Raw genomic sequence first — 26,304 nt, 5'->3', positions numbered from 1 at the left:
GGAAACACTTTACTTTGGATGAATATGCTATTTTGGAAGGACAGTGATAGTGATGATAGAAGTATGTGTGGATAGTGTTCAATCTGCTATAAGAGCCTATGAAGGTGGCGCAGACCGACTAGAAGTGTGCAGTAATCTTGTTATTGGTGGTACGACACCACCCATTGCTTTAATTCGAGGTATTAAAAAGCATGTCAATTTACCACTGAATATCTTAGTTCGACCAAGGCATGGGGATTTTTATTATTCGGATTATGAACACGAAGATATGAAGGAATACATCCGAATGCTACATGATGAACATGTCCATGGCGTGGTCATGGGTCTATTGAAGACAGATGGAACCATTGATATAGAGCGGATGCAAGTACTCACAGAACTAGCAAAACCCATGTATATGACATTCCATCGTGCTTTTGATATGCTTCAAGACCCCATGGCTGCTATGGAAGATGTTATTCAGCTTGAAATGGATTGTATCCTTACTTCTGGACAAAAAAGTACAGCTTATGAAGGGCGAGAATTAATAAAAGCCTTGGTCAAAAAAAGCAAGGGTAGAATCGATATTATGCCAGGTGGTGGTGTTACACCAGAAAATTTTATGCAAATCAAAGCCATATGTCAAGTTAATTATATCCACCTATCAGCGAAGAAAGAAATCAGGAGTAAGATGCGTTATCGAAACGATATGGTGAATATGGGCCAGACCTGTGTGGATGAGTTTTCATACTTTGAAACCGATCAAGCTGTTGTTCGTATGGTTAAGAATCTAGATAGTTAATCAAGGGGCATTGTATTGCTAATTAAAGCATATAACGCCCATTTTAGTCAGTAAAACTTTTAGGAGCATATGGACAAGTAAATTGTGGTTGAATTCATTGACGCTTTATGCTAAAATACTACTAGTGTGATATTATATAGGAGGTGTAATGATGGATACTCTAATCATAGTCGTGGGAGTTATATATTTCATCATATGTGCAGCATTAATTACTGTGGTCCTTTTACAAAAAGGAAAAGCAGCAGGATTATCTGGTGCCATTAGTGGAGCAGGTGAAAGCTACTGGGGAAAGAATAAGGCCCGTTCAATGGAAGGTAAATTAGACAACCTTACAAAAGTTGGTGCGGTATTATTTATCGTATTATCTGTTGTATTAAGTTTATTGTTTAAATTCCGTTAATAAATGAAAGCACTTTGCAAATCCGCAGGGTGTTTTTTTATTTATGTTCATGACTACTATAAAAGTATCCTGTTACGCCTTATAATTTTATATGGAATTAACCATACTAAGTAAGAAAAAGAATGTCAGTATTATATCATATTTAAAGGATTGACATAAAAAACAGAAGGTGAATAGATGGAAAAAACAAGAGAAGAGCGTAAAGTAGTATTATTTGATTTAATAAGTCATAAAGATTATCAACCGATGAAAATAAAAGAAATTGCAATGGTTTTGCATGTTAAGCGAGAAGAAAGGGATTTACTTGAAGCGTTATTACAAGAATTGATTGATGAAGGTAGAGTCATACGAACCAAGCGTGGCAAATATGCCCGTCCAGAGACCATGAACATGATTGTTGGACGTTTCATTGCCCATGCAAAAGGGTTTGGTTTTGTGGATATTGAGGGACAGGAGGATGATGTATTTATACCATCACCCTATGTTAATGGTGCCTTTCACAATGACATTGTAGCCATTAAACTCATTAGACGTGAATCAAAAGGAAAGCGACAAGAAGGCGAAATCGTTAAAATCATTAAACGCAGTGATGGACAGGTTATTGGAACCTATGAAAAAAGTAGAAATTTTGGCTTTGTTATTGCTGACCATAAGAAATTTACAAAAGATATTTTTATTTCTAAGGGTAAAAATAAAGGAGCTGTAAACGGTCATAAAGTCGTGGTCAAAATAATTGATTGGGGCAATGAGCGACGGAACCCAGAAGGTGAAATCATAGAGATTATTGGCCATATTAATGATCCTGGAACAGATATTTTGGCTATTGCAAGAAGTTACGAGTTACCCACTCAATTTCCTGATGGTGTGATGCAGCAGGTGGAACATGTGTCTGCCCAAGTGAAAGAAGAAGAAAAACAGGGGCGTATGGATATTAGACACATGCAGATGGTAACCATAGATGGGGAAGATGCCAAAGACCTTGATGATGCCATCACCATTGAAAAGCAAGACGATGGCACATATACCTTAGGTGTACACATAGCAGATGTTACCCACTATGTAACTGAGCGCAGCCCACTGGATAATGAAGCATTAACAAGAGGTACAAGTGTGTACTTGGTGGATAGGGTTATCCCTATGCTTCCACATACATTATCAAATGGTATATGTTCTTTAAACATGGGGGTAGATCGACTTGCATTATCTTGTTTTATGGATATCGATGAAAATGGTCATGTGACCAATCACAAGATAGCAGAGACATTAATTAATGTGGACCAAAGAATGACCTATACTAATGTGAAGAAGATTCTAGAAGAGGAAGATCAAGAAATCACAAAGGTATATGAAGATTTTATACCCATGTTTGAAAATATGCGTGATTTAGCTGCTGTTTTAAGACACAAGCGTAAACGCAGAGGTTCTATTGATTTTGATTTTGTTGAAGCTAAGATTTTATTAAACGATAGAGGAGAACCAATAGATGTGGTATCCTATGACCGTAATGTGGCAACCCGGATTATTGAGGAATTTATGTTACTTGCCAATGAAACCATTGCTGAAGATTTCTATTGGCAGGAACTACCCTTTTTATACCGTTCCCATGAAGAACCAGACCCTGATAAATTAACATCTCTAGGCTCATTTATACGCAACTTTGGTTATCATATAAAAGGGGATGTTACGGATATTCACCCTAAGGAAATCCAGAAATTACTCGTTGAAATAGAAGGAAAACCAGAGGAAGCTATTATCAGCCGTTTGGCACTCAGGTCCATGAAGCAAGCACGATACACGGTAACAAGCGATGGACATTATGGTTTAGCTACTAAATACTACACACATTTTACATCACCCATAAGGCGCTATCCAGATTTACAGATTCATCGTATCATCAAAGAAAACCTTCATGGAAAGCTGGATGAGAAGCGTGTAAGGCATTACCTTGCTATTTTACCTCAAGTAGCCAAGCAAACATCCACAACAGAACGAACGGCAGAAGAAGCTGAAAGAGAGACCATTAAACTGAAAAAAGCACAATACATGGAAAAACACATTGGTGAAACATTCGATGGTGTCATCTCTGGTGTAACAGCATGGGGACTTTATGTTGAACTGGAAAATACTATTGAAGGTTTAGTACATGTAACGGCTCTTAGTGATGATTATTACATTTATGATGAAGGTAAGCATATCTTTATCGGTGAGAGGACAAGTAAGATATACCGCATGGGTGAACCTCTAAAAATTATAGTTGTCAGCGTTAATATAATTGAAAGAACCATTGATTTTGAGATTGCTGATGATGAACTGCAAAACGATCAAGAAGCTAATGAATAATCATTTTATGTATAGAAATATGTTAAAAAGGAACTTTTTATCGATTCCTTCCGTCTAAGAAGTGTAATCATTCATAACATATACATCATGCATGAGACAATGAAATTGTATATGAATCATGAATATAGGTATTTAAATGATAAAGATGAGCACATACCTCACATGTTAAATGATTAGACATCTTAGTAAGGAGGAATAATGATGAAAAAATTATATACAGTTATCGTACTTATAGCTGTACTGACCATCGGTGGTATCGGTTATAATATGCTTCAGGCAAAAGATGAACAAAAACCAGAACAAAAAGGCGATACGAATGAAGTGGTACAGGCATTACTTGATGGAATTCTGGAATATAGATTAACGAAAAATGATGATGGTGAAATAACCATTGCATTAAAAAATGTATCCGAACAACCTTTTACATTAAATTATACAAGTTCTCAAATGTATGACTTCCAACTTTTACAAGATGGTAAAGTGACTTATTTATGGTCTGCTCTTGTTTCATTCGCAGCAGTGATCAGTGATAAAACCTTAGAACCTGGTGAGCAAGAAGTGTATGAAATTGACACAAAAATACTACCAGTTCCTGTTGGTGAATATGAGTTCCAATTCTACTCTGTTGCACAAGAATTGCAACATGAGCCGAAGGTGACAACGAAGATTGATATAAAAGTCAGTAACCAGAGCCCATTGGACCATTCAACGGAGTAAATGCATTAATTAGCAAAGGTAATTATTTATGAATAGATAGTCTTAAAAAGTTGTAAGTAGGAGCACAAGCTCTTGCTTACAACTTTTTAACGTTTAATTAGGATTTTCGGACAGGGGTTCAGTTTTCCTCACCTCCATTATTTTTTTATCAAAAAACTCTATTTTAAGAACTATTGTTTAATACATGATTGGAAAACTTATTTCATCAAAATCATTTACGGTTTAATCTTCCTTCTATTATCAATTATTAATATACAAGCATAATATGTAATATAGTAGCGTAATGCGCAATGATATATTGGCTATAAATAATAACGAAGGAGGTTAACTATTAGTGATTTCAAATAAAGATTGTCAAGATTGTAACTCAGATAATAAATTTGCCATATGCACCCCTATGCAAGCAACATCTCAACATGTTTTACTTGAATGTGGAGATGGGACTGGCTCTATAACCTTTACATCATCTAATGATCCTCCACTTCAACTGGCTCATGTTACTGTTGATACAACTTGCTTAATTAAACCAACGGTTTTAGTAAAGTTTTCTAGTCTTGTCAGTATTGAAAGATTAGATGTTGATGAATCCTTAACAGTAAGGTTAAAATATGAATTATTAAGAGGATGCGAAGATGGAAGCACAATATCTCTAGGAACATGGGTCTATGAAAAAGTTAATTCAGTTTTTTCTGAGTTTACCAATGAAAATAAGGAGTCCTTCAATTTCATCTTTTGTGAATGCACGAATTGCCATCGATGCTGTGAATATTTTGTAACCATTACACCCCTTGAAATTGTAAATGCTAGAGTGGTAGCTAGTGATGGAAGAATGGCGGCTTTATTAGGTTCCATGTGTGACGCTTCAAAGAATGAACTGAAAGAATATGATGATTTCAGGATTAAGCACAAACATAAACCCAAGGAAATAATATTGAAATGTGGGCAGGAAACAGGAAGTGCTGTTTTTAATAATTTAAACGAACCCCCTGTAAGAATAGCAAATGTTTCAATCGATACTACTAGATTATACTACCCTAAAGTACTGATTGAGTTTTCTAGTATCGTTACTTTTTCAGTAGTCAGTCCACCTGGCGACCCTGTTCTATTGCAGTTTGAGCTGTTTAGAGTATGTGATAACGGAGATCCAATATCACAGGGCATTTGGAGATTTGATGTGGATTTTGTGAATCAATCAATAATAGCTTCAAAAGCTTTTGGGTTTATTTTTTGTGAATGTGCTACATGCTTAGGTTGCTGTGATTATTTTGTCATGGTAACGCCCATTGATGTACCAATAGGATTTGCTGAAAATACAATAATTTATGATTCAAGAATAGTTGCACTTGCCCAATCAAATGTAGATAGCGATAAAAAACAGGACATCATCGATGATGAACAGAAAGGTCTTAAGTCTAAAAAGCAATTTTTAGCATGTGGTCAGGGAAATGGAGATTTTACTTTTAATGCATCAAGTGATATTGACTTTCAAATAGCACAGGTTACAATAGATACTACAGGCTTATGTAAGAACAAGGTGAATATCGAGTTTTCAAACCTTGTGAGTTTTGATGAACAGGAAGATTTTATCGCTGCTCGACTACGCTATGAACTGTTTAGAGTTTGTGACGATGGACAGCCAGAACCCAGGGGTGTTTGGGTATGGAGGAGAGAAACTGGTCTTGCAGGAAAAGTTACAGAATCATTTGATTTTACTTTTTGTGAAACGATAGTATGCAAATCGAACTGTTGCACCTATTTTGTAAAAGTTACACCAATTGTAATAGATGGTGGCCAAGTAACCGTTAGTAATGGTAGAATCGCTGCATTGATTCAAGAAAAGAAGTAGGAAAATGATAACCTAACTTTGGACAAACGTTGAAATTAATCGTTTGAAGTGGTAAGTGAAAATGCGTCAAGTTAATTAACTAGAATAAAGCATTGTAGAATGAAAGAGAAATGGTTTTGTGAAGCAACATATGGGAAAGATGTAAGTAGGGGATATGGCTCTTGCTTGCATCTTATTTGCATATGTATGCTAATCATCTTCATGGTAAATGCCTAAGATTGGAATTTTTTGTAGTGAATTACACTTGCATTAATAACGTTTTATGTTATAATATATTTCACGGCAAGTGATAAAGGTGATACTAATGGCAAATAATTATAAATTAATCGCACAAAATAAAAAAGCACGACATGACTATTTTATTGAAGAAACTTACGAAGCAGGCATTGCACTCGTAGGTACAGAAGTAAAATCTCTTAGAATGGGAAAATGCAGTATTAAAGAAAGCTTCATTAAATATGAAAATGGTGAACTTTTTATCATCAATATGCATGTGAGTCCCTATGAAAAGGGGAATATATTTAATAAGGACCCTTTAAGGACCAGGAAGTTGTTATTGCATCGTTATGAGATTAATAAAATTCATGGTGCTGTTACCATAAAAGGTTATACCATTGTGCCTCTAAAAGTATATTTAAAAGGCAGTCGTATGAAAATGGAAATAGGTATAGCAAAAGGTAAAAAGAAATACGATAAACGTCAAGATATTGCTAAGAAAGATCAACGCCGTGAAGCTGAAAAGAAATTTAAAATAAGCAACCTGTAGAAGCATTCTATAACCCATATGCTATCTGCTGGTTAGGTTATTACCTAACACAGATTATATATACGGGGGTGTACTGGTTTCGACGGGGGCATCAGAAGTTTGAGCAGCCATTCGCAGATCTCCGGGCCTGCGTCATCAACCTGGTAATTAAATTAAACGCAGAAAAAAATAATAATTTTGCATTTGCTGCCTAATTAGGCGGCATGTCTCCCTTTAGTAACCCGTAGCTAAGGGTGAGGCACCAAAAGTCACGGGGAACTTCACTCCCAAAGCTTTGAGGGAGATGAAGAATGATGAAGCTACTAAAGTCTAAAGCCTGTCGTTAGGCGTTAGATGGAGGGAATGTCAGTATAACGACTGTAATGGGAGATACTCGAATGGATGGGTCTTCGGACAGGGGTTCAATTCCCCTCACCTCCATTAGAAAAATCCACCACAATTAGGAATGATTGTGGTGGATTTTTACATAGAAGTTCTGGGTTGAAAATGCCTTTATATGTCGTTTTCAAATACTTTAATCTTCTATTCTACTTCTTCTGTGGAACTTTTAAAGTTATCACACAACTTTTTCACTTTTTCTAAATAATTTTTCTTACGTACATCACCTTTTTCTGTTACTCCTGGCACAACTAAAACACCTCGATTTTTCCAACCAGTGAAGGCACATATATCCTTGTAGCTTTGGATAATACCTTGATAACCTTGTTCACTAGGATTTGATCCACATACAATAAATGCACTTTCTTTAATCTTAAGTGGTTTTGGGCATTGAGGAACTTCATAGGCGTAAAATTTATCAATAGCAAGTTTTATTTGTGCAGAAAACCCATACCAATATAAGGGGGTGACAAAAACTATTACATCAGCTGCTTCTAACATAGTCGAAAATACGTTAAAGTCATCGTTAAAAAAACAAGGATGATCTTTACTCCAACATGCATTACATGCTTTGCAAGGCAGAATGTTATGAAAAGCAGCCTCGTATTTTTGAACGCTAAATCCTCTTTCTTGAACCTGTGTGATAAAACTATCGGCCAGTATATCGCTATTTCCACCTTTTCTCGGGCTTCCTGTTACTACAAGTATATTTTTGTTCATCAAATCTCTCCTTCTACATCTTGACTTCATCTTCATCATATAATAAAATAACTAACAAAGTAAGTATGCACTTTTTAGTTAGGTACTATATAGAAGGAGAGTGTTCATCATTTTAAATGGAAATTTTGAAGCTAATACTGAACCCTTTGAATATACATTATCATTGATCGGAGGAAAATGGAAAATGAGAATCCTTTTCTTATTATTACTTCGTAAGGTTTTACGCTATGGGGAGTTAAGAAGATTGTTAAATGGAATAACACATAAAATGCTAAGTAAGCAGTTGAATGATTTACAAAATGATGGTTTAATTATTCGCAAGGAATATCCTCAAATACCTCCAAAAGTAGAATATTCCCTTTCTTCTAAAGGTCTTTCCCTTATGCCTATTTTAACAGAAATGTGCAAATGGGGGCAGCCGTACATCAATGATAATGCGAATATATAGAATTATTGTTAAAGGCCCATAAAGAAAATATAGGTGAAGAAAAACTGTGGAACACCAAGCCTCACCTCCACTAGAAAAATCCATCACAATTAGGAATGATTGAGGTGGATTTTGTATAATATGATATAAGTCGGAGTTTAGGATTAATTGAGGTGAACAATACCATAAATAATAGGGTTATTTGGATATGGACAATGTTATTATAGGGTTCAATAATACATTATTTTTTGCGATTGTATCAGAGCATAAGTAACAGTTGATATGAGAAAGGCAATGAAATTGTATAGAATGGAGGAGAAAGCTGTGTTCAAAATTGGAGAAGGAGAAACATCTGAGGTCTTTAGCATTGGAGGAGGAAAAGTAGTAAAGCTTATTAAAAAGGACATGTATGATGTAAATGAGTTTGAATCAGAATATAAAATAGCTAAATTTATGGGAGAAACAGCTGATTTTACTCCTAAGGTTTTTGATAAGGTATATTTAGATTCAAGGCATGGCTATACAATGGAAGAAATTTCTGGAAGTCTGTTTCAAGATGTAATTGATAAGAATCCTGAAAATTTTAGTCACTATGCCAAGCATTTTGGAAGTGCTCATAGAAAGTTACATAATAAAAAAATCTCTCAAGAACTGGAAAGTCTAAGTTATGTCAATGAATTTATGAGAGAATTTTTAAATAGGAATCAGTCGCTGCCCACAGAGATCAATACATGGCTTAAAGAGTTATTGGAGGAAATACCAAATAAAATTTCTTTGTTGCATGGGGATTTTATGCCATACAACATAATGTGTCAAGATGAAAATCTCATAGTTATTGACTGGGCTGAGCCTTCCATAGGATCATCATTACATGATGTTGCACGGACTATTAATTTTATAGTTGATACAACGAGTTTCCCAAAATCTATAATGACAAAGAATTCAACTGCTTTTGTGAAAGCATATCTAGAAGGGTATTATCCAGATGGCAAAGTGGAAAAAGACCTATTGCATAAGTCCTTCTTAATCAATGCAGCTTCCGAAATCGCTTGGGCTGAGCGTAGTGGACAATGGGATGCGTACTCTGAATACTTGAAGCAATTAATCATTGAAAATTTTGAATCAAACCAAAGCATTTATATTGATTCGTTCAAGCATTTCTAATTCCTTCTCTCATCTGTGGTATAATGAGTGTGGCAGAAAATGTAATAGGAGTTAATTATAATGATTTTCACACATAAGAAGAAAATAATTTTTAATTTAATTGTAATTTTGATAATATTATTTCTTCATGGTGGTCCAGGCTATTCTTTTATAAGTTATGCTAGGAAATTTCTTTTGTCGAAAGGAGTCGATTATTATTGTAGTCGGCTTCTTTTTGATCTCATATTTAATCAGCTGTAATCAATAAAGAGTGCAAAATTGCATCAGCATAGTGCTTATGCTATAATAAATTAAAAGATAATTACGACATTGTATAAGGTAGGACAACCGGCTAGAATTTTATATTATGCGAGGAGTGTTTGTAATGGTTGGCGTAGAAATTGATATGGTTGTTACAGAGAGTTTGAAAGCATTGGAATTATACGAAAAAATATTTGATATCAAGCGTGTTGAGGTTTCAAATTTACCCAAAGGTGAAAACGAAGTTATTTTTACCTTATACGGAGTACACTTTCATATGTTGGATGAAAACCCGAAGTTTGGGTTGAATGCGCCAAACCCAGAAAGGCCCAATACAATTTGGTTTAACATCCTAGTCCCAGACATTAAAGAAACATTTTCAAAAGCAATAAGTTTGGGCTGCATAGAGGTACAATCAGTGATTGATATACCTGATTATGGAGTTTCTAATGCCATATTTACTGACGCTTTCGGCTATCAATGGATGCTGCATCAAATACATAAAGAAGTGAGTCATGAAGAACGCATACGACTTTGGGAAGAAAAAAAGGGATTGTAGGTGAACCAATGTCATTTAGTTAAGAAATCTTCAAAAGAACTTCGTATAAAAAATATACGAGGTTCTTTTGTGTGTGTCCAGCATGTGCACGATCTTAAAGTTGCTTAAAACCTAAAAGGAATAAGTTTTTATTATAGATTTGAGAGGTAACGGTGGTCGGGGTGACCAGTGGATCATTTAACAGTATATTTTCCTTCGCTCATCTATGGTATAATGAGTGTGGCAGAAAATGTAATAGGAGTTAATTATAATGATTTTCAAACATAAGAAGAAAATAATTTTTATTTTAATCGTAATTTTGATAATATTTTTTCCAACTTATACACCTAAAATAAGAGATGAACATTATAGAGTAATAAAGGGTAGTATTGCTGAATTATCTAAGTTAGAGCTTGGCGGTATTAATCAATCGATTATGATAAGAGGGAATAATATAGATAATCCCATAATATTTATTTCTTCATGGTGGTCCAGGCTATTCTTTTATAAGTTATGCTAGGAAATTTCAAAGTCAGTTGGAAAAGAACTTTGTTGTAGTCAATTGGGACCAACGTGGGTCAGGTAAATCGTATGCATTTAATATTGATGATAATACAATGACTCAAAAACAGTTAGAAAAAGATACAGTCGCACTTATAGATTATTTATGTCATAGATTTAATAAAGAAAAAGTATATGTAGTGGGGCATTCATGGGGAACGGTACTGGGAATAGAAACGATTCAAAGTGTACCAGAAAAGGTTATAGCTTATGTTGGTATAGGACAAGTAGTCGATGATATTGATGGAGAAAGGTTATCTTATGAATATGTATTACAAAAAGCAACTGAGGAACAGAATGAGAAGGCATTAACTGAACTAGAAGAGCTAGGAGAACCGCCATATAAAGATAGTAGAAAAGATACATTTGTTCAAAGGAAATGGTTAAAGAAATATGGTGGGTTTGAAATAGAAGTTATTACAGTAAATGAAATAATTAAAGGTAGTTTACTATCACCAGAATATTCATGGATAGATGGTATTAAATTCTTATTAGGTAATTTGTATTCAATCGATACATTATTTATGAACAGAGAAAAAGCAGACTTTAGAAAAAAATATACTACCTTTGAGGTACCCGTTTATTTTTGTGCTGGGAGATATGACTATAATACACCATCAACACTTATAGAGGAATATTATCATATGATAAAAGCACCAAGGAAGGAGTTTTACTGGTTTGAAGAGTCAGCTCATGAACCGCATTTAGTAGAAAAAGAAAAATTCTCAGACATAATGTTAGAAATTCATGATGAAACAATAAAGTAATTTAATTGATAGACCAACATCATGTAAGCAGTATATTACTTTAATAATAACTTGTGGTACAATGACAATTAATAATTTTGTGGAGAGGTGATATAATTTGTATGTTAAAGAGCTATCAGAAAATGATAAGAAAGACCTAATACAAAGGGGTTTAAAAATAAGGGAATTACAAGAAAATAACATATGCTTTGGGTGTCATAATTTTGAACATGGAGATATATTTCCTGATGATGGATTAATTTTCTATGAAGATGAAAAAGTAAGGTGTCAATTTGAAAAATACCCTAGAGCCACGGGACAGACGATTATAGTTTCAAAAGAACATTATGAAGATATCTCTGAAATGCCACTTGACTTAGGTGTACATATATTAAAAATATCAGATGCGATCATTAAACTTCATAAAGAAATTATAGGTGCAGTAAAAGTATATATGTGCACCATATGTGATGGTAAAAGAAATCATTTACATTTTCAACTTTTACCTCGATTAAAGGGAGAGCCCATAGGCTATGGAAATTTTGTCAGAGAAGAAGGCATTCTTATGGATTATCATGAAACAGTAGAACTTTATAAACAGCGAATGAAAGAAATGATACAATAAGGTTAGGAAAATTAATTGTTTTTTATACTTTTGAAAGATTAATAGTGAGTCAAGCTACCCAAATCCATTAACACATATATAACTTTAGCAACTTTTCAATGTACTATTAGGTAAGGTATTATTTAGTAAAAAGGCTAGTTACTAGTCGATAATATTTTTTAGTAATGTTTAAGGAATAATGATTTTGGAGGTTATATGAAATTACAAAAAGCAATAATCTGTTTATTAGTCTTTATGATTGTTTTAACTGGGTGTAGAAAAGAGACTCTTGAATTTGAAGCATTTGCAAATCATATGGGTTTAGTAGAGGAATCAGAATATGGGAAAATAATGATGGAATTTTCAAAGCTAGATGGGGAAGATATTAGATCGTTTAGTACTCAAGAAGGAAAAAAATATGAATTCCAGTATAATTATTTAATTACTGAAGGAGCAATTGAGGTTCAATTTAGAGATTCTCAAGGAAATGTTATTACTAGTATTAATCTATCAGAAGATGAATATAAAGAAGAAAAAGAAAGTTTGCAAGAAGAAAGTAATGGGCCTGTAGAAATACATGAATTTTGTAGAGTTATAAGTGTTAAGAGTAGAGATAAGAGAATTAAGATTGCTCTTATTGGAAAAGAAGCGAAGGGCAATTTCAACATAACGTGGTAGTATGCACAGAGTAGTAACCACATTGCAGAATTTTCTGGTCAAATAGTACTTGACCTATATACGTATAGAACAATTTGTTGGAGGGTCTACGATGATAAAATTAAGAACATGTGCTACAGCATTCATTTTTAATTCTGACAAGGTGCTTATGATGAAAAGAGATGAGAAAAGAGCATTTGCACCCGGTATATGGGCAGCAATTGGAGGTCATCTAGAGCAAGAAGAATTGAACTTACCCAAAGTTGCTTGTTTACGTGAGATTGAAGAAGAAACTGGATTACGTGAAGAACATTTATCAAATCTGGAACTTAAATATATTGTATTTAGGAGACATGATTTAGAAATGCGAATACAATATATTTATTTTGGTCATACAGATAAAACTAATGTTATAGAGTGTAATGAGGGTGAATTATATTGGGTTGATGTATGTGGTGATTTATTCCAGAAAAAGATGACATTTACTACAAGAACGACCTTAGAGCATTATTTTAAGAACAAGAAGAACAAAAAGGATAATAAGATTATTCTTGGATCAGTTACGACTAAAAACAATGTTCCTATAATGAACTGGCAGCATATAGATGATTGGCGTGGAGAAAGTTTACTAGGTTGATATTAATGGTAACTATTATTGTAAAAATTAAAAAGTACATGAATGATAAGAAAGATAATGGAACGTAATATTCTAGGGGATAGATTAAGGGATAGATAAAGCCTGCTACTGTCAGTTGCGGATTTTCAAGACCTAATTGCTAGAGTGCAACTGTAGATATTGGTATACTAAGTGCATTAAATATAAGGAGGTTCTATATATGAGTTTAGGACAAAGAATACAACAACTCAGAAAATCTAAGGGCTTGTCACAAGAGGAACTAGCAGAAAAATTGAATGTATCTCGTCAGTCTATTTCTAAATGGGAATTGGACAATTCAATCCCAGAATTAAATAAAATAGTTTTAATGAGCGAGTTTTTTTTGGTATCAACAGATTACTTATTAAAAGAATCTGAGCACACGAATAACGATTCAGATAACAATTACACTACGGCAAAAATTCTTTTTATTACTTCGATATTCTTTATTGCAGTTGGGTTATTAATTGCTATAGGGGGATGGGATGCGAATCAAGAACTTGAATCCATTGCGGTTGGAATGATTATCCAGATTGTTGGTATTGCAGCATTATTTATTGGCAAAGCAATTTGTTCATCAGTACATATACCCGTTATTATTGTAATGGCGAATATTGCATTGTTTATCTTTATACCAATATCAATAATTACTGATTTAATAAAAGGCTACCCCATCCGCCCATATCCATCTAATCCACCTGAAATAAAATTATTTGTTTTATTATATGGCATTGTATTACTATTGAGTATCATAATAACTGTTACCATTAAACATAATATAACAAATCACAAACGTATTTAAGAATAATGTTCTACTATTTACAGGATAAAATTTAATATAGGTCGTACTATGGTTATTATATAATTAAACATACAATTAACACATAAAAAAGAGTCTATCTAATGATAGATTCTTTTACTTGATTTAAAGTAAGTATTTTGATACTATAAGATTACTAATATACTGAATATTAAAAAAGAATGGAGGTTATTAATATTTACAAATGAATTTTTTAGCACTAATACCTAGATGTTTAATCAGGAGTTGAAAGTAGATCGTTGCAGGTTTTGATGTTAGAGAAAAATGTTAACAGCTTAGATGAAGATTTAGATTGGAGGGAATGAAATGGACGAAAAATTACAAATTAAAAGTATTATAGATCTATACATAAAAGGTAGTCGTACAGGAGATTCATCGTTACTTAAAAGCCTTTTTGCTGAGAATGCTATAATGAGTGGTGATTTGCCTGATGTAAAATTAGAAATTAGTTCACCGAATAGTTTTTTTGAAACCATAGATGGTAAAATTGCTGATGAATCATATGAATGCGAAATTACTGAAATAAATGTAGTAGAAGATATTGCATGGGCAACTTTGAAGGAAAATAACTTATTAGGACTTAACTTCATAAATAATTTTCAATTTCAGAGAAGTGAAAATGAGTGGAAGATCATTTCTAAATTATTTACTTCATGGGTATCGTCAACATAATAAACGCTTATAACAATATATGAGAATTACAATAAAATTGCCCATTTAAGATGGGCAAATTATTCGGCTAAAAATATAATGTAGTTTTTAAACGAATTAATTTAGGAGATTAACTACCTAAATTATGACTCAAAGTAACTAAAGAATTTAATTAGCAATTCACAAATAAATTTCCATATAACAAGAACGATTATGAAAAAAATGATAAATCCAAATATAGCCAATGGTTTATTGGGTACTTCTGTTGAAGTAAACAAATGTTGACCATCTTGAACAAATTCAATTCCTTTCATGTAGGTATGTGTAAGATAAATACCTTTTGCAAATAGATAAGCTTTGAAGGCTATAACTAAAATACCAATATAAAAAATTTTATGCATGACATATGAGACTGAAAGCTTACCTAATGTGAAAAAATCTTTAAAGTTATTCATTATTTATCACCCCTAATATATTGTATCTTTTGGTGATAATAAAAGCAAGACAATAACTGAAATACTATGCTACAACTTTAGCTCCGGGGAAAAAACGTGTAAAAATATGGAGAGTAATATGAAAAGGACAAAATTAATATTTTATTTTCTTGTAATATATATGCTCGTTGGCGGTATTATGGGACTAATAAAAGTTATTGGACCCAATATGTCGTGGTTGAGTTATCGCCATTTATTTAATGCAGATAGTATATATAGAATTTCTATTACGTATATAACCTATTATAGCGTAATAATGGCTATTCTAGAAATTATATCAGCTATTTTACTACTTATGCGAATAAGAATTGGATTCATGTTTGCACTAATAACACTACTTCTAAATGCTGTCGTATGTCTTTTTGCAATAATTATGGGCGATCTATATGCTCTGTTTAGTTTAATTATTCGGCTACTTGGCATTTATGTGTTATTGATTGCTAAGAAATTATTTGCAGATTAAATGAAGAGTATTTGTAATGGTATTAAAGTAGGCGTTAGGCATATTTTTAAAGGAGTAGGAATTTGATAAAATAAGCAAGTTGTCTCATTAACAAAATATCCTAGAAGCTTATAAAAAAACTTCTATTTTCATATGATTAATTAAGAAACTCTCGTACAAAATAAAAATAAGGTGGCAAATATCACTTACCACCTTTTAAGAGTGAATAACCTATGTTTAAATCATATAAAAATTTATACACGAGAACCATAAATCATAAATTAATAATGGCCATGGTTTTCTTCAGCGGCTTCAGCATCTGCTTTGGTTCTATGAATTGTATCACGTGGATGTTCAGGTGGTGCATAGATTGTGTACACTTTGAGTGGACTGTTACCGATATTTGTTACATTGTGCCATTTTCCAGCGGGTATCATAATAGCATAGTCATCATAGACTTCTTCTTGAAAAGATAACATATCTTTACGGTCACCTATTTCAACAAGCGCTTCACCTTGTTCAACACGTATAAATTGGTCAACTGTAGGATGAATTTCTAAACCAATGTCCTCGCCTACGTTAATACTCATTAATGAAACTTGAAGGTTTTCACCTGTCCATAATGTGGAACGGAAAGTATTATTATCCATAGTAGCTTCATCAATGTTAACAACAAATGGTTCTGGGCCATAATCTTTAATGCGCCTAAATCCTCTTCTATTGTATCTGTTATATGCTTGTGTATTGACCGAGTAAGGAGTAGCATATGGTTCATGCATATTATATGGAATGGGAACCCAGTAAGGAAATACATAGGGTAAAAAAACTTTATATATGATGCTCATTCCTTTTTATGATTTCACAGTATAATATGATATGTACTGAACAAATGTGCATCAATAAATCGTATGGATTACACTATTCATACCCAACTAAAACGCTTATTCATACATAAAGAAAAACCTTATGCTGCTGTGATTATTGATGAGAGATATACGTTTTGTATAGCTCTGATGATTATCTTAGCCTATGTTAATCGTATTATTACAAAAGCAATAATATGGGAATTAAAAGGAAACCTATAATACCAATATAGCTTAATGAAAAACCGTAATCCATAATACACCTCCAGTAAATTAATAAGATAATTATACTATAAATTATTTTGTAAGCCAAATCTCATATTAAATGTATACAGAACATAAATGTTTTCAAGTAAAATAAATTTCCCTATTAAATACAAGGAAGATTTATCAACTATTTCATTGACACAAACATGATTCATGGGAATGATAAGTTATGATTGCATATTAGAATAATATTTGTTAGCATATAATAAATATCATGCCAGATAAACTTTTTTAGATTGGAGGGTTCAAAACTTGAAAGTAATACATACAGACGGTCATCATGAATATTTTTTAAAACTTGTTAAGTTGTTAGATGAGGATCTTTACAAGCGATATGGTGAGCTTCAAAAAACGTATAATGCGTATAACAAATTAGATAAGATTAACGATGTGGTTATTATAGAGAAAGATGGAATAGCCGTAGCATGTGGTGCATTTAAGGCATATAACACAACGAAAGTGGAGTTAAAACGGTTATTTGTAAGAGAAGCATATCGTAAACAGGGCTTAGCCAAATTAATCATTCAAGAATTAGAAACATTGGCCAAGGAAAAAGGTTTCTTATACATGATTTTAGAAACAGGCGATAAACAAGATGAAGCTATTAAATTGTATCATAAGCTTGGTTATGAAGTAACAGACAATTATCCTCCCTATGTGGGAAATAACAATAGCCTATGTATGATAAAAACGCTGTAAACAAATGTTAGATTCGTTTACTAAAAAAATAATGAAAGAAGATAAAATGAATAATAACATACTGTTTTCATTAGAGGGTTATAATACGAGATGACCTTCTAAGGAAAACAATATCGTTAATAAACCATGTACCTCTTACCGATATATAATTGAAGACTATTTATTGATACCATAAGATAGATAGCAAATCTGATAGATTGGGAGGGGTATTACGTGGAGAGTATATTCAAAGGTAAACCGAATGAAATTGTCATGGAAGAAAAAAGTGATATCTCTGAGGACACTATATTACAAGGAAGTCAAATATTTGGTTCACTGGTACAAACAAAACATCTTGCAAATATTATAAAACGGTCTAAGTGGATTAATGGTACCATTATTGAAAATCATGCTCGAACCTTGACGCCACAACCGTTCTTAAAGCAAGACCAGAACGATATTGATTCTCGGATATGTCTTAATTATAATGCGTGGGTCAAAGGTCTAACCGTATTAGATGAACATGAGAAACAGACAATGAGAGAAATAGAGAATAATGAAAATCTAAAAAGGATAGCTGATGGTATTGAGGCGCTTAATCATAAGTTAGATCATGTAGCAAAAGACTTGGATCTTGTTACATGCTTATTATTAGAAGATGATTGCCAATTGCTTGAGACATTAAATCAAGAGGAAAAAGAAAAGATCTAATGATTAATACTTCCAAGAGAATAAAGACATACAAAATTGTAAAAAATACAGATAAATAATAAGCTTGGTAGGTGGTAAGTATGTATAATTTTACTCTAGATCAATTTATCCATAAAAAAGTCATCGAGATAAACGATAGGTATCCCCTTTTCATTTTTGAGGAAAATGTCACGTTAATGATTGAGTGTTCTTGGCGACTAAGAGATAACGAAACCATTGTAGTAGGTTGTAGCGAATACAATTCAAAAGAAACCCATAAAAAAACACATAAGAAATTACTTGACTTATTAAAGGGACAAGCTATTCAACATATAGAATGTATTCCTCCAGTATCCGATTTGCTTATTCATTTTAGTAATGGATTATACCTTGAATTATTTAGTAATAGCACTGAGTATGAAAGTTGGACTCTAGCCGATGAAAAAGGTTTTCAACTTGTATCTGCACCAGGAGGAAAAGTTTGTTTTTTTGAATAGGTAAATAGAGATAATGGGATTGGTATAATGAAGGCAAACGCATTATTAACTAAAATAAAATCAGGTATAAAAGATTATGATGGTATGGATATAGAAGGTAACATAATTAATGAAAACCTTGAATACATGCAATTTAAGAATTGTTATTTTAATGTAGACTTTTCTGGAACCGTATTTCAACATGTAGATTTCATTAGCTGTAATCTAAAGTCTTGTCATTTTAACTATACCAGTATAGAAAAAACAGAATTCAACAATTGTTTAATGGATGGAACAGATTTTAGTTTTGCTCAGATAAATGACTTAACACTTAATCATGTTAGTTATTATGATACAATCATAACTGGTGAGAATTTTGACTTATTAAGAGACGATGAAACCATAGGATTTCACATACAGTGCATTGAGCATGGTTGGTTTTCTCTTTATTTATATGCACATAAATACTGCATTGAGATAGATGCTTCAAATTATCTTAACAATGATGCACCAAGAAAAGTTCTAAAGACACTTATTGATTTCTATCAATCAAATATAGTATATCGGGAAAGATGGGTATGTTTTGATGATGAACCAGGGGTAACCATTATGAAATTGGTTAAGAAGAAGGGCTTAATTCAAATAATAATATCTGATGGAAAAGTAGACGCATACCGCATGCCTAAAGAAGAAATATCATTAGATAAATATATGGGAAATGTTAAGGCTAATATCAATACTAACTTACATAAGATGAGTAGAGCATATATAAAAGCATATGATAAAATCCTAAATAATATTGGATTTAAAGAGTATGAGGCCCATTGGTTTGAAGCTCCCAACTTAGAATTAGACATGTTAAAAGAGCTTATAAAACATAATCTGTGATATGTAAATGGGAAAAAGTGCAATAGAAAACATAATAAAAATATGATATAATGCATGTAGTGCTTGATGGGAAGAACGTCAAGCACTACTTCTGTCATCAATGATATATCACTTAAATTGTCATCATGAGAGTATAAATATGATAATAACTTTGAAGTAAATGGCTTTGGAGTTTTTTACTTACAACGTTTAACCATATGGATGACAAAAAAGAAGGGGAATAGCTATGTCAAGAAAAGGCAAGATATTACTAGCTTTATTTCTTATAGTCATTGTAATAGGTGTTACAACACTGGTAAGAAATTATGCTGCATTTAGTAAAGCGTATACATTTAAGGCACAAGGTGAAGATTTTGTTGAAAATGGTGAGCCGGAAAAAGCCATTGAATCTTTTAATCAAGCGTTAGAAGCAGGGTATGAGGAGTATGTAATATTTAATGATCTTAGCTGGGCGTATAATGAAATGGGTCAATATGAAAAAGCCTTAGAATATGTAGAAAAGGCCCATCAAATAGAAGAGATTGATGCGGACCAATGTATTAATTATGGTAATAGTTACTTTGGATTAGAAAAATATGAAGAAGCCATTGAAAAATATGAAATGGCTATTCAGATAGATGAATATTACAGTAGCAATATTTATTTTAAACTAGGTATGGCATATTTTGCCATCAACGATTATGAAAGTGCAATAGAAAAAATCGAAAAATACTTATCTTATGAACCCGGCGATTTAGATGCCAATATAGAACTGGTTAACTGTTACTTAGCCCAAGATAATTTCATAAAGGCTTACAACATCATGGAGAAGGTAGTGGAAAATCACCCAGATGATTTTGATGCATATGACATGAAGGGGTATGTCATGGAGTTTATAGAGAATCGTGATCAAGTTGAGATTTTTTATAAAAAAGTAAGGGCTAAGTTTCCAGAGTCATTAGAAGCATGGTTAAATATAGGTATATATTATCATGATTTAGGTTTATATCATGAAGCAGTTGCGGCTTTTGAAGAGGCTTATGATACATTTCCAGAGGAGTCCTTGGTAAATGTATGGTTATCTTCTAGTCTGTCCAAGATAGGCGATAAGGAGCAAGCCATACAGTATGCGCAAGCAGCTATAGACAAGGAGCCTTCTGCTATTAATTATAATACCATGGGAAATATTTTAATTGATCAAACAGAGTATTTAGAAGCAATACCCTATTTTGATAAAGCGCATCAAGCCATGGATACCCTTGAGGATACCTATAGTGTTAATATGATGTATGCTTATTTATCCGCCAAGCGTTATCAAAAAGCTATTGAATATGGATTAAGCGTCATGGATGACTTGAAAGATTCTTACCAGATACCTGAAATGATTGCATATGCCTATCAACAAAAAGACCATTATTCAAATGCCATTGATTATTTGAATGTAGCAAAAAAACGTGGAATGGAAGAATCCCGCCTTGCTTATGCTTTAGCAGAGAATTATTATTTATTAGGGGATTATGAACAGGCAGAAGCCTATATTGATGAATGTTTATACTATAACCTAGATGATTATAACGCATTAACACTAAAAGCCACAATTGATTTATTACAAAGTGGTTCTGAAAATATTGTAAGATCCATCATACATGATCACTATCTATACAATAATGTTAGTGGAGCGTATAAGCATGATGCCCTGAACGGAAATGATTTATCTTATGAAGATACTGAAAAACTCTTTTACTCTTTGGTCAAGAAAGATGACCCTTATTCCATGTATATTTATGGGGACATATATGATCATTTTTTCCAAGATACATCCAGTAGTATTGATATGACATATATCAATGATGATACAATATTGGTAAACATTCATTTCTTTAATACAGATACAGACCACTTATTCATTGAGTTTATTGATAAGATAAAAGATACAAAGGATAAAACCCTCATTCTAAATGTTATGGATAATGGGGGCGGACTTACTGAAACAGCCGTGAATATGCTGGATAGCTTGTTGCCAAGTGTTACCGTTTGTTCATCCATTGACAGGATGGGGACTTCTTATCCCTATGTAACTTGCGAATCAAGCGTAGCTTTTAAGGATATCTATGTGTTCATTAATGAAAAGAGTGCCAGTGCATCAGAACTTCTAGCCCTTGCTTTAGATACTTTTTTAGATAATGTAACGATTGTGGGACAGCGTAGCCATGGAAAAGGTGTAGGGCAATGGTCCTTTACAGAACCCAATAAAAAATCTGTATATTTTGTGGTGAATCACTATTGGAATGTGCGAGAGAATAATATCATGGGGGTAGGTATAGAGCCAGACATTCATGTGACTAAGCCGTCCCTAGAAACTAACTTAACAGCTATAGGAATATCACAATAATAAAGACCTCCTCCTTATCAATGAACGAAACAAAGGAGGAGGTTTATATGTGATTTGGCACAGATTTTATAAGCAGGGTTTGTCCAACATTTAAGTTATACTATTTTAAGGTAACAGTTAATGGGTCTCCAGTAGGTACAATGCCTTTTTCAACACTTGACACATCACATAATGGGATGAAACTTGTTGTATCTTCTAAGAGTAAGTCATCAATAATAACCACACCATTACAGACTTCTACAAATACACCTGTAGCAATTGAAGCTACGCCTTCGTCAATAAAAGTTATGCCAATAATATCGCCTTCTTCAAAATGCTTTTCGATGAGTTTTGTTAGAGTAGCTACACAACAATCACATGTCGTTAACTTAAGCTTAATCTTTTTTTTGTAATCACAACAGTCCTTCATTAATATTTTCACCACCTTTTTTTGTTATATAATATTATATTAAGTGTGGTGTAAAAAGGTTAATGTTTTAGGACAAGTTTTACTCTATCCCCAGTTAGCACCCCATAATTTCATTTCCTTAATGATTTTCTTTAGACTTTTCCCCTTCTCTGTCAGTGCATATTCCACGGTTGGAGGAATAGTAGGATAAGCTGTTCTTTCGATAATACCCTTAGTTTCAAGCTCTTTCAAGCGCAATGATAGGGTTTTAGGACTGATACCACATAGGGACCTTCTCAATTCTCCAAAACGTCTCTTCCCACAAAATAAATCTCTAATGATTAAAAATGTCCACTTCCCTCCAAGAACACTTAATGCTTTCTCAATGGAGCATTCAATTTCTAATGTATCTTTTGCTTCTAAATGCGTACACATGTTAATACCTCCAATTAGTAACCTTTTTGTAACTATATGATATTAATGTAACTACTTTTCATAATAAAGCTAACATGGTATAGTGTCAATGTAATATCTTATTATTTTAACGGGGTGATAGTCATGAATAAACTATTTAAATTTATTTAACCTACATGATTCATGAATGAATACATAGGGTCTAGTATGTCATTCTAGATCATGGTGCTAATGCTTGTCTTATTCAAATGTCTACATATTAATAAAGATGATCAGGAGGTAAATGATGATTTATAAAGATTATGGTCGAACAGGTAAGAAGGTTTCTGCTATAGGTTTTGGGGGGATGCGTTTTCCAAAGGATTATTCCATAGAAGAAGGAGCAAAGGTTGTTCGAAGAGCAAGTGAGCTAGGGATTAATTACTTTGATACGGCTCCATTTTACTGCGATGATCGTAGCGAAGATATTATGGGTGAAGCTTTTAAAGCTATGCCAAATCCTTTTTATGTGTCCACAAAAAGTGGTATGGGTAGTGACCCAGACGAAGATGCAGTTCGAAGAAGAATTGAAAAATCTCTTAAAAGATTTGGTGTTGAAAAAATTAATTTTCATCATATGTGGTGTGTGATGAATTTGGATCATTATAGAAAAGTCATTGCAAAAGGAGGACCATACTGGGGTGCTCTAAAAGCAAAAGAAGAAGGCTTAATTGAACATATTGTTGTGTCCACACATGCTACTGGTAAGGAAATAGCCACAATCATGAAAGAAGGATATTTTGAAGGTGTTACGTTAGGGTATAACATTATCAATTTTCCATACCGTCAAGAAGGAATCCAAGCTGCACACGAAGCAGGGTTAGGTGTTGTAACCATGAATCCTCTAAGTGGAGGGTTAATACCTCAGAATCAAAATTATTTTTCATTCCTCAAAGAACATGAGAACGAAAGTGTGATGCAAGCTGCATTGCGGTTTAATGCTGCACATGAGGCCATTACCGTAGCCTTAGCAGGCATGGGTACCATTGAAGAAGTGGAGCACAATGTGAAAGCTGTAGAAAACCTTGAAATATTATCTGAGGGTAAAATAAAAGAAGTAAAAGCAAAATTACAAGGGGATATGAATCAACTATGTACCACATGTCAGTATTGTAAAAAATGTCCAAAGGATATCGATATACCTAAGTTCATGAATCTGTATAATATGAAAGTACTAAAAGGTATTGACGGTGTAAAAGAAAGTTATGCCAATATGACAAAGAATAATGCATTTAAAAACGATAAAACCATGCCAATAGATTGTATAGCGTGTGGTAAATGTGAAGCATTATGTACACAACATTTAGACATTATTAAAAGACTTGAATGGTTAGATAAAAACATCATAAATGTTTCTGTATAAAATGAGATTATACACAATGCTTGAACCCTTCTTCTTAATGTTGATTATGAAGAAGGGTTTTTTATAGGATGTCCAATCCACTAATTTTAAAAAGAATGAAACCTTAAGCAGTCGTCAATAGTATTAGTAGTGAAGGGAGGAGATTATATGCCCCATCTATCATTGCGTACGGATGATGATGTTGATTATATATTGAACAAATATGCCGACACGGTTTATAAAATAGCTTATTCCCAGACAAAAGATAAGTACCATGCAGAAGATGTTTTTCAAGAGGTATTCTTACGACTTATTAAGAAGAAACCAGTCTTTGACAGTGAAAACCACCTGAAAGCATGGCTTATAAGGGTGACCATTAATTGCAGTAAAAGTATTTTTCTGTCATCCTATTTTAAAAAAAGAACAGTCCTTCATGAGGATATAATCGATACAAAAAATACAATAACACAAAAAAGTGAGTTGTATGAAGCTGTTCTAGCACTACCTAAGAAATACAGTCGAGTAATCTATTTACATTATTATGAAGGGTATTCTGTAAAAGAGATTGCTGAACTATTAACAATAAAGGAAGCTACAGTAAAAACACATCTGTTAAGAGGGAGAAAACAATTAAAAAGGGTTTTAGGAGGGAGGACCAATCTTGAATGAAAAAGAACGAATTAGAAAAGTTTATGAGGGTATGATACCAAGTAAACAATTAATAAGCCGAACATCCCTAGCCATGAAAGATGCGTTGCACAAACCCCATGCTAAAAATCAAATGCTATTCAAGCGTTACACCAAACAAATTGTTGCTGTAGCTTGTTTGTTTACGGTGATTATAGCTAGTATGTATGTATACAAATCCACCCAAATCACACCCTATAATCATCCAGATAAGAATCCCGAAGGTCCTATGACGAAAGTACAAGTCAATATTTCAGGGGAAATAGAAGAAGTATCCGAAGATGGTATGCGCTTTAGGTTAGGAGACAAATGGTATAGGACAAATGAAAATACAGAATTCGCAGCAGGAGCTGGTGACACCATTACAATAAAATTTGAAGTTGGTAAATATATATCTGGATACTCGTCTAGTGGTACTGGAGAGGATAATATTCTGGTCGATATAATCTACTTGAATCATAGACATTAAAAAAATATCCATTTAATGAAACCTTTTGACCTTCTAAAAAGTATTACTTAAGAAGGAGGTTATAGAAACATTAAAAAAAGTAAGTGGGATAAATAAGGGAAGATACAAATATGATACAAGGGAGAGAATAAATAATGAAAAAATTAATAGCAATAGCAATGGCATTAACCATAGGCCTAGCTGTATTTACAGGATGTACTGAAAAAGCAGATGATGATACGGCTAACCCAGATGATAATACCACACAGGTCCAACCTGATGATGATACAAACGAACCTGATGAAAATGATGCCGAAGGTAATGATACAGATAGCAATGAGGCAGAAGATACAACAGATGAAAATGACTCAGAAGATGGAACAGACGAAAATGAATCCGATGAGAATAAGCCTCAAGAAAAAGTAGCAGTTAATATCAGTGGTACCATTGAAGAAATCAGCGAAGATGGCAGCAAGATTAAGGTTGATGGTAAATGGGTGATTATTACAGAAGAGACACGCTTTGAAGATGATCCAGATAATGGTATAGAACCTGTATCAAAGGTATTCAAAGTGGGCAATACAGTGGCAGGCTATACATCAGGTGATACAGAAGCAGAAGAAGTAACAGCTGATGTGATCTATAGTAATGAGTAGTTGAAAACTTATGAAAAAAGGAATAAGAATATAAAAATAAAACAATGATGTACGGTAGTAACCACACAGTGTGTAGCTGTGTGGTTACTTTTTTTGAAGCAACATTTATTATAATTAACCTCGGTATATCCATATACTGCTATTTATGGG

Annotated in this window: 32 protein-coding genes and 1 other RNA gene; 28 read left to right on the top strand and 5 right to left on the bottom strand. The window is 33.2% G+C overall.

The window, feature by feature from the left end:
• Window positions 1-52: 52 nt before the first annotated feature.
• From HZI73_RS18325 to ssrA, 7 genes are all read left to right on the top strand, one after another.
• A complete protein-coding gene (locus HZI73_RS18325) occupies window positions 53-781 on the top strand; it encodes a copper homeostasis protein CutC (RefSeq protein ID WP_212694815.1) in 729 nt (242 codons plus the stop codon).
• A 148-nt stretch (window positions 782-929) separates the two neighbouring features.
• On the top strand, window positions 930-1,181 hold the full coding sequence (secG, locus tag HZI73_RS18320) for a preprotein translocase subunit SecG (RefSeq protein WP_330619584.1): 252 nt from the start codon (window positions 930-932) through the stop codon (window positions 1,179-1,181).
• Between the two features lie 177 nt (window positions 1,182-1,358).
• The gene (rnr, locus tag HZI73_RS18315; protein WP_212694814.1) at window positions 1,359-3,521 is read left to right on the top strand and encodes a ribonuclease R; all 2,163 of its coding nucleotides are present in this window, start codon (window positions 1,359-1,361) and stop codon (window positions 3,519-3,521) included.
• A 198-nt stretch (window positions 3,522-3,719) separates the two neighbouring features.
• Window positions 3,720-4,238 (top strand): BsuPI-related putative proteinase inhibitor, encoded by a 519-nt coding sequence (locus HZI73_RS18310; RefSeq protein WP_212694813.1) that lies wholly within the window; start codon window positions 3,720-3,722, stop codon window positions 4,236-4,238.
• Between the two features lie 334 nt (window positions 4,239-4,572).
• A complete protein-coding gene (locus HZI73_RS18305; protein ID WP_212694812.1) occupies window positions 4,573-6,084 on the top strand; it encodes a DUF4489 domain-containing protein in 1,512 nt (503 codons plus the stop codon).
• Window positions 6,085-6,388: 304 nt separating this feature from the next.
• Window positions 6,389-6,850: an SsrA-binding protein SmpB gene (smpB, locus tag HZI73_RS18300; protein WP_212694811.1), complete on the top strand. Its 462-nt coding sequence runs from the start codon at window positions 6,389-6,391 to the stop codon at window positions 6,848-6,850.
• A gap of 64 nt (window positions 6,851-6,914) precedes the next feature.
• Window positions 6,915-7,273, top strand: a transfer-messenger RNA (tmRNA) gene (gene ssrA, locus HZI73_RS18295).
• A 99-nt stretch (window positions 7,274-7,372) separates the two neighbouring features.
• Here ssrA and HZI73_RS18290 read toward each other — a convergent pair.
• Window positions 7,373-7,948, bottom strand: coding sequence for a flavodoxin family protein (locus HZI73_RS18290; protein ID WP_212694810.1), 576 nt, complete (start codon window positions 7,946-7,948; stop codon window positions 7,373-7,375).
• A gap of 106 nt (window positions 7,949-8,054) precedes the next feature.
• Between HZI73_RS18290 and HZI73_RS18285 the strand changes: the two genes are divergently transcribed.
• From HZI73_RS18285 to HZI73_RS18240, 10 genes are all read left to right on the top strand, one after another.
• A complete protein-coding gene (locus tag HZI73_RS18285; RefSeq protein ID WP_408648286.1) occupies window positions 8,055-8,396 on the top strand; it encodes a winged helix-turn-helix transcriptional regulator in 342 nt (113 codons plus the stop codon).
• Between the two features lie 261 nt (window positions 8,397-8,657).
• Window positions 8,658-9,539 carry a phosphotransferase family protein gene (locus HZI73_RS18280; protein WP_212694809.1) on the top strand — a complete coding sequence of 294 codons (882 nt, stop codon included), beginning with the start codon at window positions 8,658-8,660 and terminating at the stop codon, window positions 9,537-9,539.
• Between the two features lie 364 nt (window positions 9,540-9,903).
• Window positions 9,904-10,338 (top strand): VOC family protein, encoded by a 435-nt coding sequence (locus tag HZI73_RS18275; protein ID WP_212694808.1) that lies wholly within the window; start codon window positions 9,904-9,906, stop codon window positions 10,336-10,338.
• A gap of 250 nt (window positions 10,339-10,588) precedes the next feature.
• Window positions 10,589-10,837: a hypothetical protein gene (locus HZI73_RS18270; protein ID WP_212694807.1), complete on the top strand. Its 249-nt coding sequence runs from the start codon at window positions 10,589-10,591 to the stop codon at window positions 10,835-10,837.
• Window positions 10,824-11,645, top strand: coding sequence for an alpha/beta fold hydrolase (locus tag HZI73_RS18265; protein WP_212698860.1), 822 nt, complete (start codon window positions 10,824-10,826; stop codon window positions 11,643-11,645). The genes HZI73_RS18270 and HZI73_RS18265 overlap by 14 nt, the downstream gene beginning before the upstream one ends.
• Window positions 11,646-11,742: 97 nt before the next feature.
• Entirely contained in the window at window positions 11,743-12,249 is a 507-nt protein-coding gene (locus HZI73_RS18260) for an HIT family protein (protein ID WP_212694806.1), read from the top strand.
• Window positions 12,250-12,444: 195 nt separating this feature from the next.
• Entirely contained in the window at window positions 12,445-12,906 is a 462-nt protein-coding gene (locus tag HZI73_RS18255; RefSeq protein WP_212694805.1) for a hypothetical protein, read from the top strand.
• 91 nt (window positions 12,907-12,997) lie between these two features.
• On the top strand, window positions 12,998-13,522 hold the full coding sequence (locus HZI73_RS18250) for an NUDIX domain-containing protein (protein ID WP_212694804.1): 525 nt from the start codon (window positions 12,998-13,000) through the stop codon (window positions 13,520-13,522).
• A gap of 199 nt (window positions 13,523-13,721) precedes the next feature.
• Window positions 13,722-14,342: a helix-turn-helix domain-containing protein gene (locus tag HZI73_RS18245; protein WP_212694803.1), complete on the top strand. Its 621-nt coding sequence runs from the start codon at window positions 13,722-13,724 to the stop codon at window positions 14,340-14,342.
• Window positions 14,343-14,666: 324 nt separating this feature from the next.
• The gene (locus tag HZI73_RS18240) at window positions 14,667-15,032 is read left to right on the top strand and encodes a nuclear transport factor 2 family protein (RefSeq protein WP_212694802.1); all 366 of its coding nucleotides are present in this window, start codon (window positions 14,667-14,669) and stop codon (window positions 15,030-15,032) included.
• A gap of 122 nt (window positions 15,033-15,154) precedes the next feature.
• On the opposite strand, the gene HZI73_RS18235 is transcribed toward HZI73_RS18240, so the two are convergent.
• Window positions 15,155-15,466: a hypothetical protein gene (locus HZI73_RS18235; RefSeq protein WP_212694801.1), complete on the bottom strand. Its 312-nt coding sequence runs from the start codon at window positions 15,464-15,466 to the stop codon at window positions 15,155-15,157.
• Window positions 15,467-15,626: 160 nt separating this feature from the next.
• On the opposite strand from HZI73_RS18235, the gene HZI73_RS18230 reads away from it, so the two are divergent.
• Complete coding sequence (locus HZI73_RS18230; RefSeq protein WP_212694800.1) at window positions 15,627-15,968, top strand: hypothetical protein; 342 nt, start codon at window positions 15,627-15,629, stop codon at window positions 15,966-15,968.
• A gap of 260 nt (window positions 15,969-16,228) precedes the next feature.
• Here HZI73_RS18230 and HZI73_RS18225 read toward each other — a convergent pair whose 3' ends face one another.
• The gene (locus tag HZI73_RS18225) at window positions 16,229-16,792 is read right to left on the bottom strand and encodes a cupin domain-containing protein (protein WP_212694799.1); all 564 of its coding nucleotides are present in this window, start codon (window positions 16,790-16,792) and stop codon (window positions 16,229-16,231) included.
• A gap of 63 nt (window positions 16,793-16,855) precedes the next feature.
• On the opposite strand from HZI73_RS18225, the gene HZI73_RS18220 reads away from it, so the two are divergent.
• From HZI73_RS18220 to HZI73_RS18195, 6 genes are all read left to right on the top strand, one after another.
• Entirely contained in the window at window positions 16,856-17,032 is a 177-nt protein-coding gene (locus tag HZI73_RS18220; RefSeq protein ID WP_212694798.1) for a hypothetical protein, read from the top strand.
• A 297-nt stretch (window positions 17,033-17,329) separates the two neighbouring features.
• Complete coding sequence (locus HZI73_RS18215) at window positions 17,330-17,776, top strand: GNAT family N-acetyltransferase (protein ID WP_212694797.1); 447 nt, start codon at window positions 17,330-17,332, stop codon at window positions 17,774-17,776.
• A gap of 213 nt (window positions 17,777-17,989) precedes the next feature.
• Window positions 17,990-18,466, top strand: coding sequence for a hypothetical protein (locus HZI73_RS18210; RefSeq protein WP_212694796.1), 477 nt, complete (start codon window positions 17,990-17,992; stop codon window positions 18,464-18,466).
• Between the two features lie 80 nt (window positions 18,467-18,546).
• Complete coding sequence (locus HZI73_RS18205; RefSeq protein WP_212694795.1) at window positions 18,547-18,942, top strand: DUF6188 family protein; 396 nt, start codon at window positions 18,547-18,549, stop codon at window positions 18,940-18,942.
• A gap of 27 nt (window positions 18,943-18,969) precedes the next feature.
• The gene (locus HZI73_RS18200) at window positions 18,970-19,809 is read left to right on the top strand and encodes a pentapeptide repeat-containing protein (protein ID WP_212694794.1); all 840 of its coding nucleotides are present in this window, start codon (window positions 18,970-18,972) and stop codon (window positions 19,807-19,809) included.
• Between the two features lie 226 nt (window positions 19,810-20,035).
• The gene (locus HZI73_RS18195; RefSeq protein WP_212694793.1) at window positions 20,036-22,180 is read left to right on the top strand and encodes a tetratricopeptide repeat protein; all 2,145 of its coding nucleotides are present in this window, start codon (window positions 20,036-20,038) and stop codon (window positions 22,178-22,180) included.
• 100 nt (window positions 22,181-22,280) lie between these two features.
• On the opposite strand, the gene HZI73_RS18190 is transcribed toward HZI73_RS18195, so the two are convergent.
• Complete coding sequence (locus HZI73_RS18190) at window positions 22,281-22,589, bottom strand: hypothetical protein (protein ID WP_212694792.1); 309 nt, start codon at window positions 22,587-22,589, stop codon at window positions 22,281-22,283.
• 84 nt (window positions 22,590-22,673) lie between these two features.
• Window positions 22,674-23,003, bottom strand: coding sequence for a winged helix-turn-helix transcriptional regulator (locus HZI73_RS18185; protein ID WP_212694791.1), 330 nt, complete (start codon window positions 23,001-23,003; stop codon window positions 22,674-22,676).
• 262 nt (window positions 23,004-23,265) lie between these two features.
• On the opposite strand from HZI73_RS18185, the gene HZI73_RS18180 reads away from it, so the two are divergent.
• The 4 genes from HZI73_RS18180 to HZI73_RS18165 all read left to right on the top strand — a co-directional run bounded on the left by HZI73_RS18180 (window position 23,266) and on the right by HZI73_RS18165 (window position 26,154).
• Window positions 23,266-24,384 carry an aldo/keto reductase gene (locus tag HZI73_RS18180; RefSeq protein WP_330619582.1) on the top strand — a complete coding sequence of 373 codons (1,119 nt, stop codon included), beginning with the start codon at window positions 23,266-23,268 and terminating at the stop codon, window positions 24,382-24,384.
• A gap of 147 nt (window positions 24,385-24,531) precedes the next feature.
• On the top strand, window positions 24,532-25,032 hold the full coding sequence (locus HZI73_RS18175) for an RNA polymerase sigma factor (RefSeq protein ID WP_246552208.1): 501 nt from the start codon (window positions 24,532-24,534) through the stop codon (window positions 25,030-25,032).
• Entirely contained in the window at window positions 25,025-25,519 is a 495-nt protein-coding gene (locus HZI73_RS18170) for a hypothetical protein (protein ID WP_212694789.1), read from the top strand. The genes HZI73_RS18175 and HZI73_RS18170 overlap by 8 nt, the downstream gene beginning before the upstream one ends.
• 134 nt (window positions 25,520-25,653) lie before the next feature.
• A complete protein-coding gene (locus tag HZI73_RS18165; protein ID WP_212694788.1) occupies window positions 25,654-26,154 on the top strand; it encodes a hypothetical protein in 501 nt (166 codons plus the stop codon).
• Window positions 26,155-26,304: the final 150 nt, after the last annotated feature.

The sequence above is a fragment of the Vallitalea pronyensis genome (genome assembly GCF_018141445.1).
Classification (GTDB): domain Bacteria; phylum Bacillota; class Clostridia; order Lachnospirales; family Vallitaleaceae; genus Vallitalea; species Vallitalea pronyensis.
This window is presented reverse-complemented; position numbering and strand designations above follow the sequence as displayed.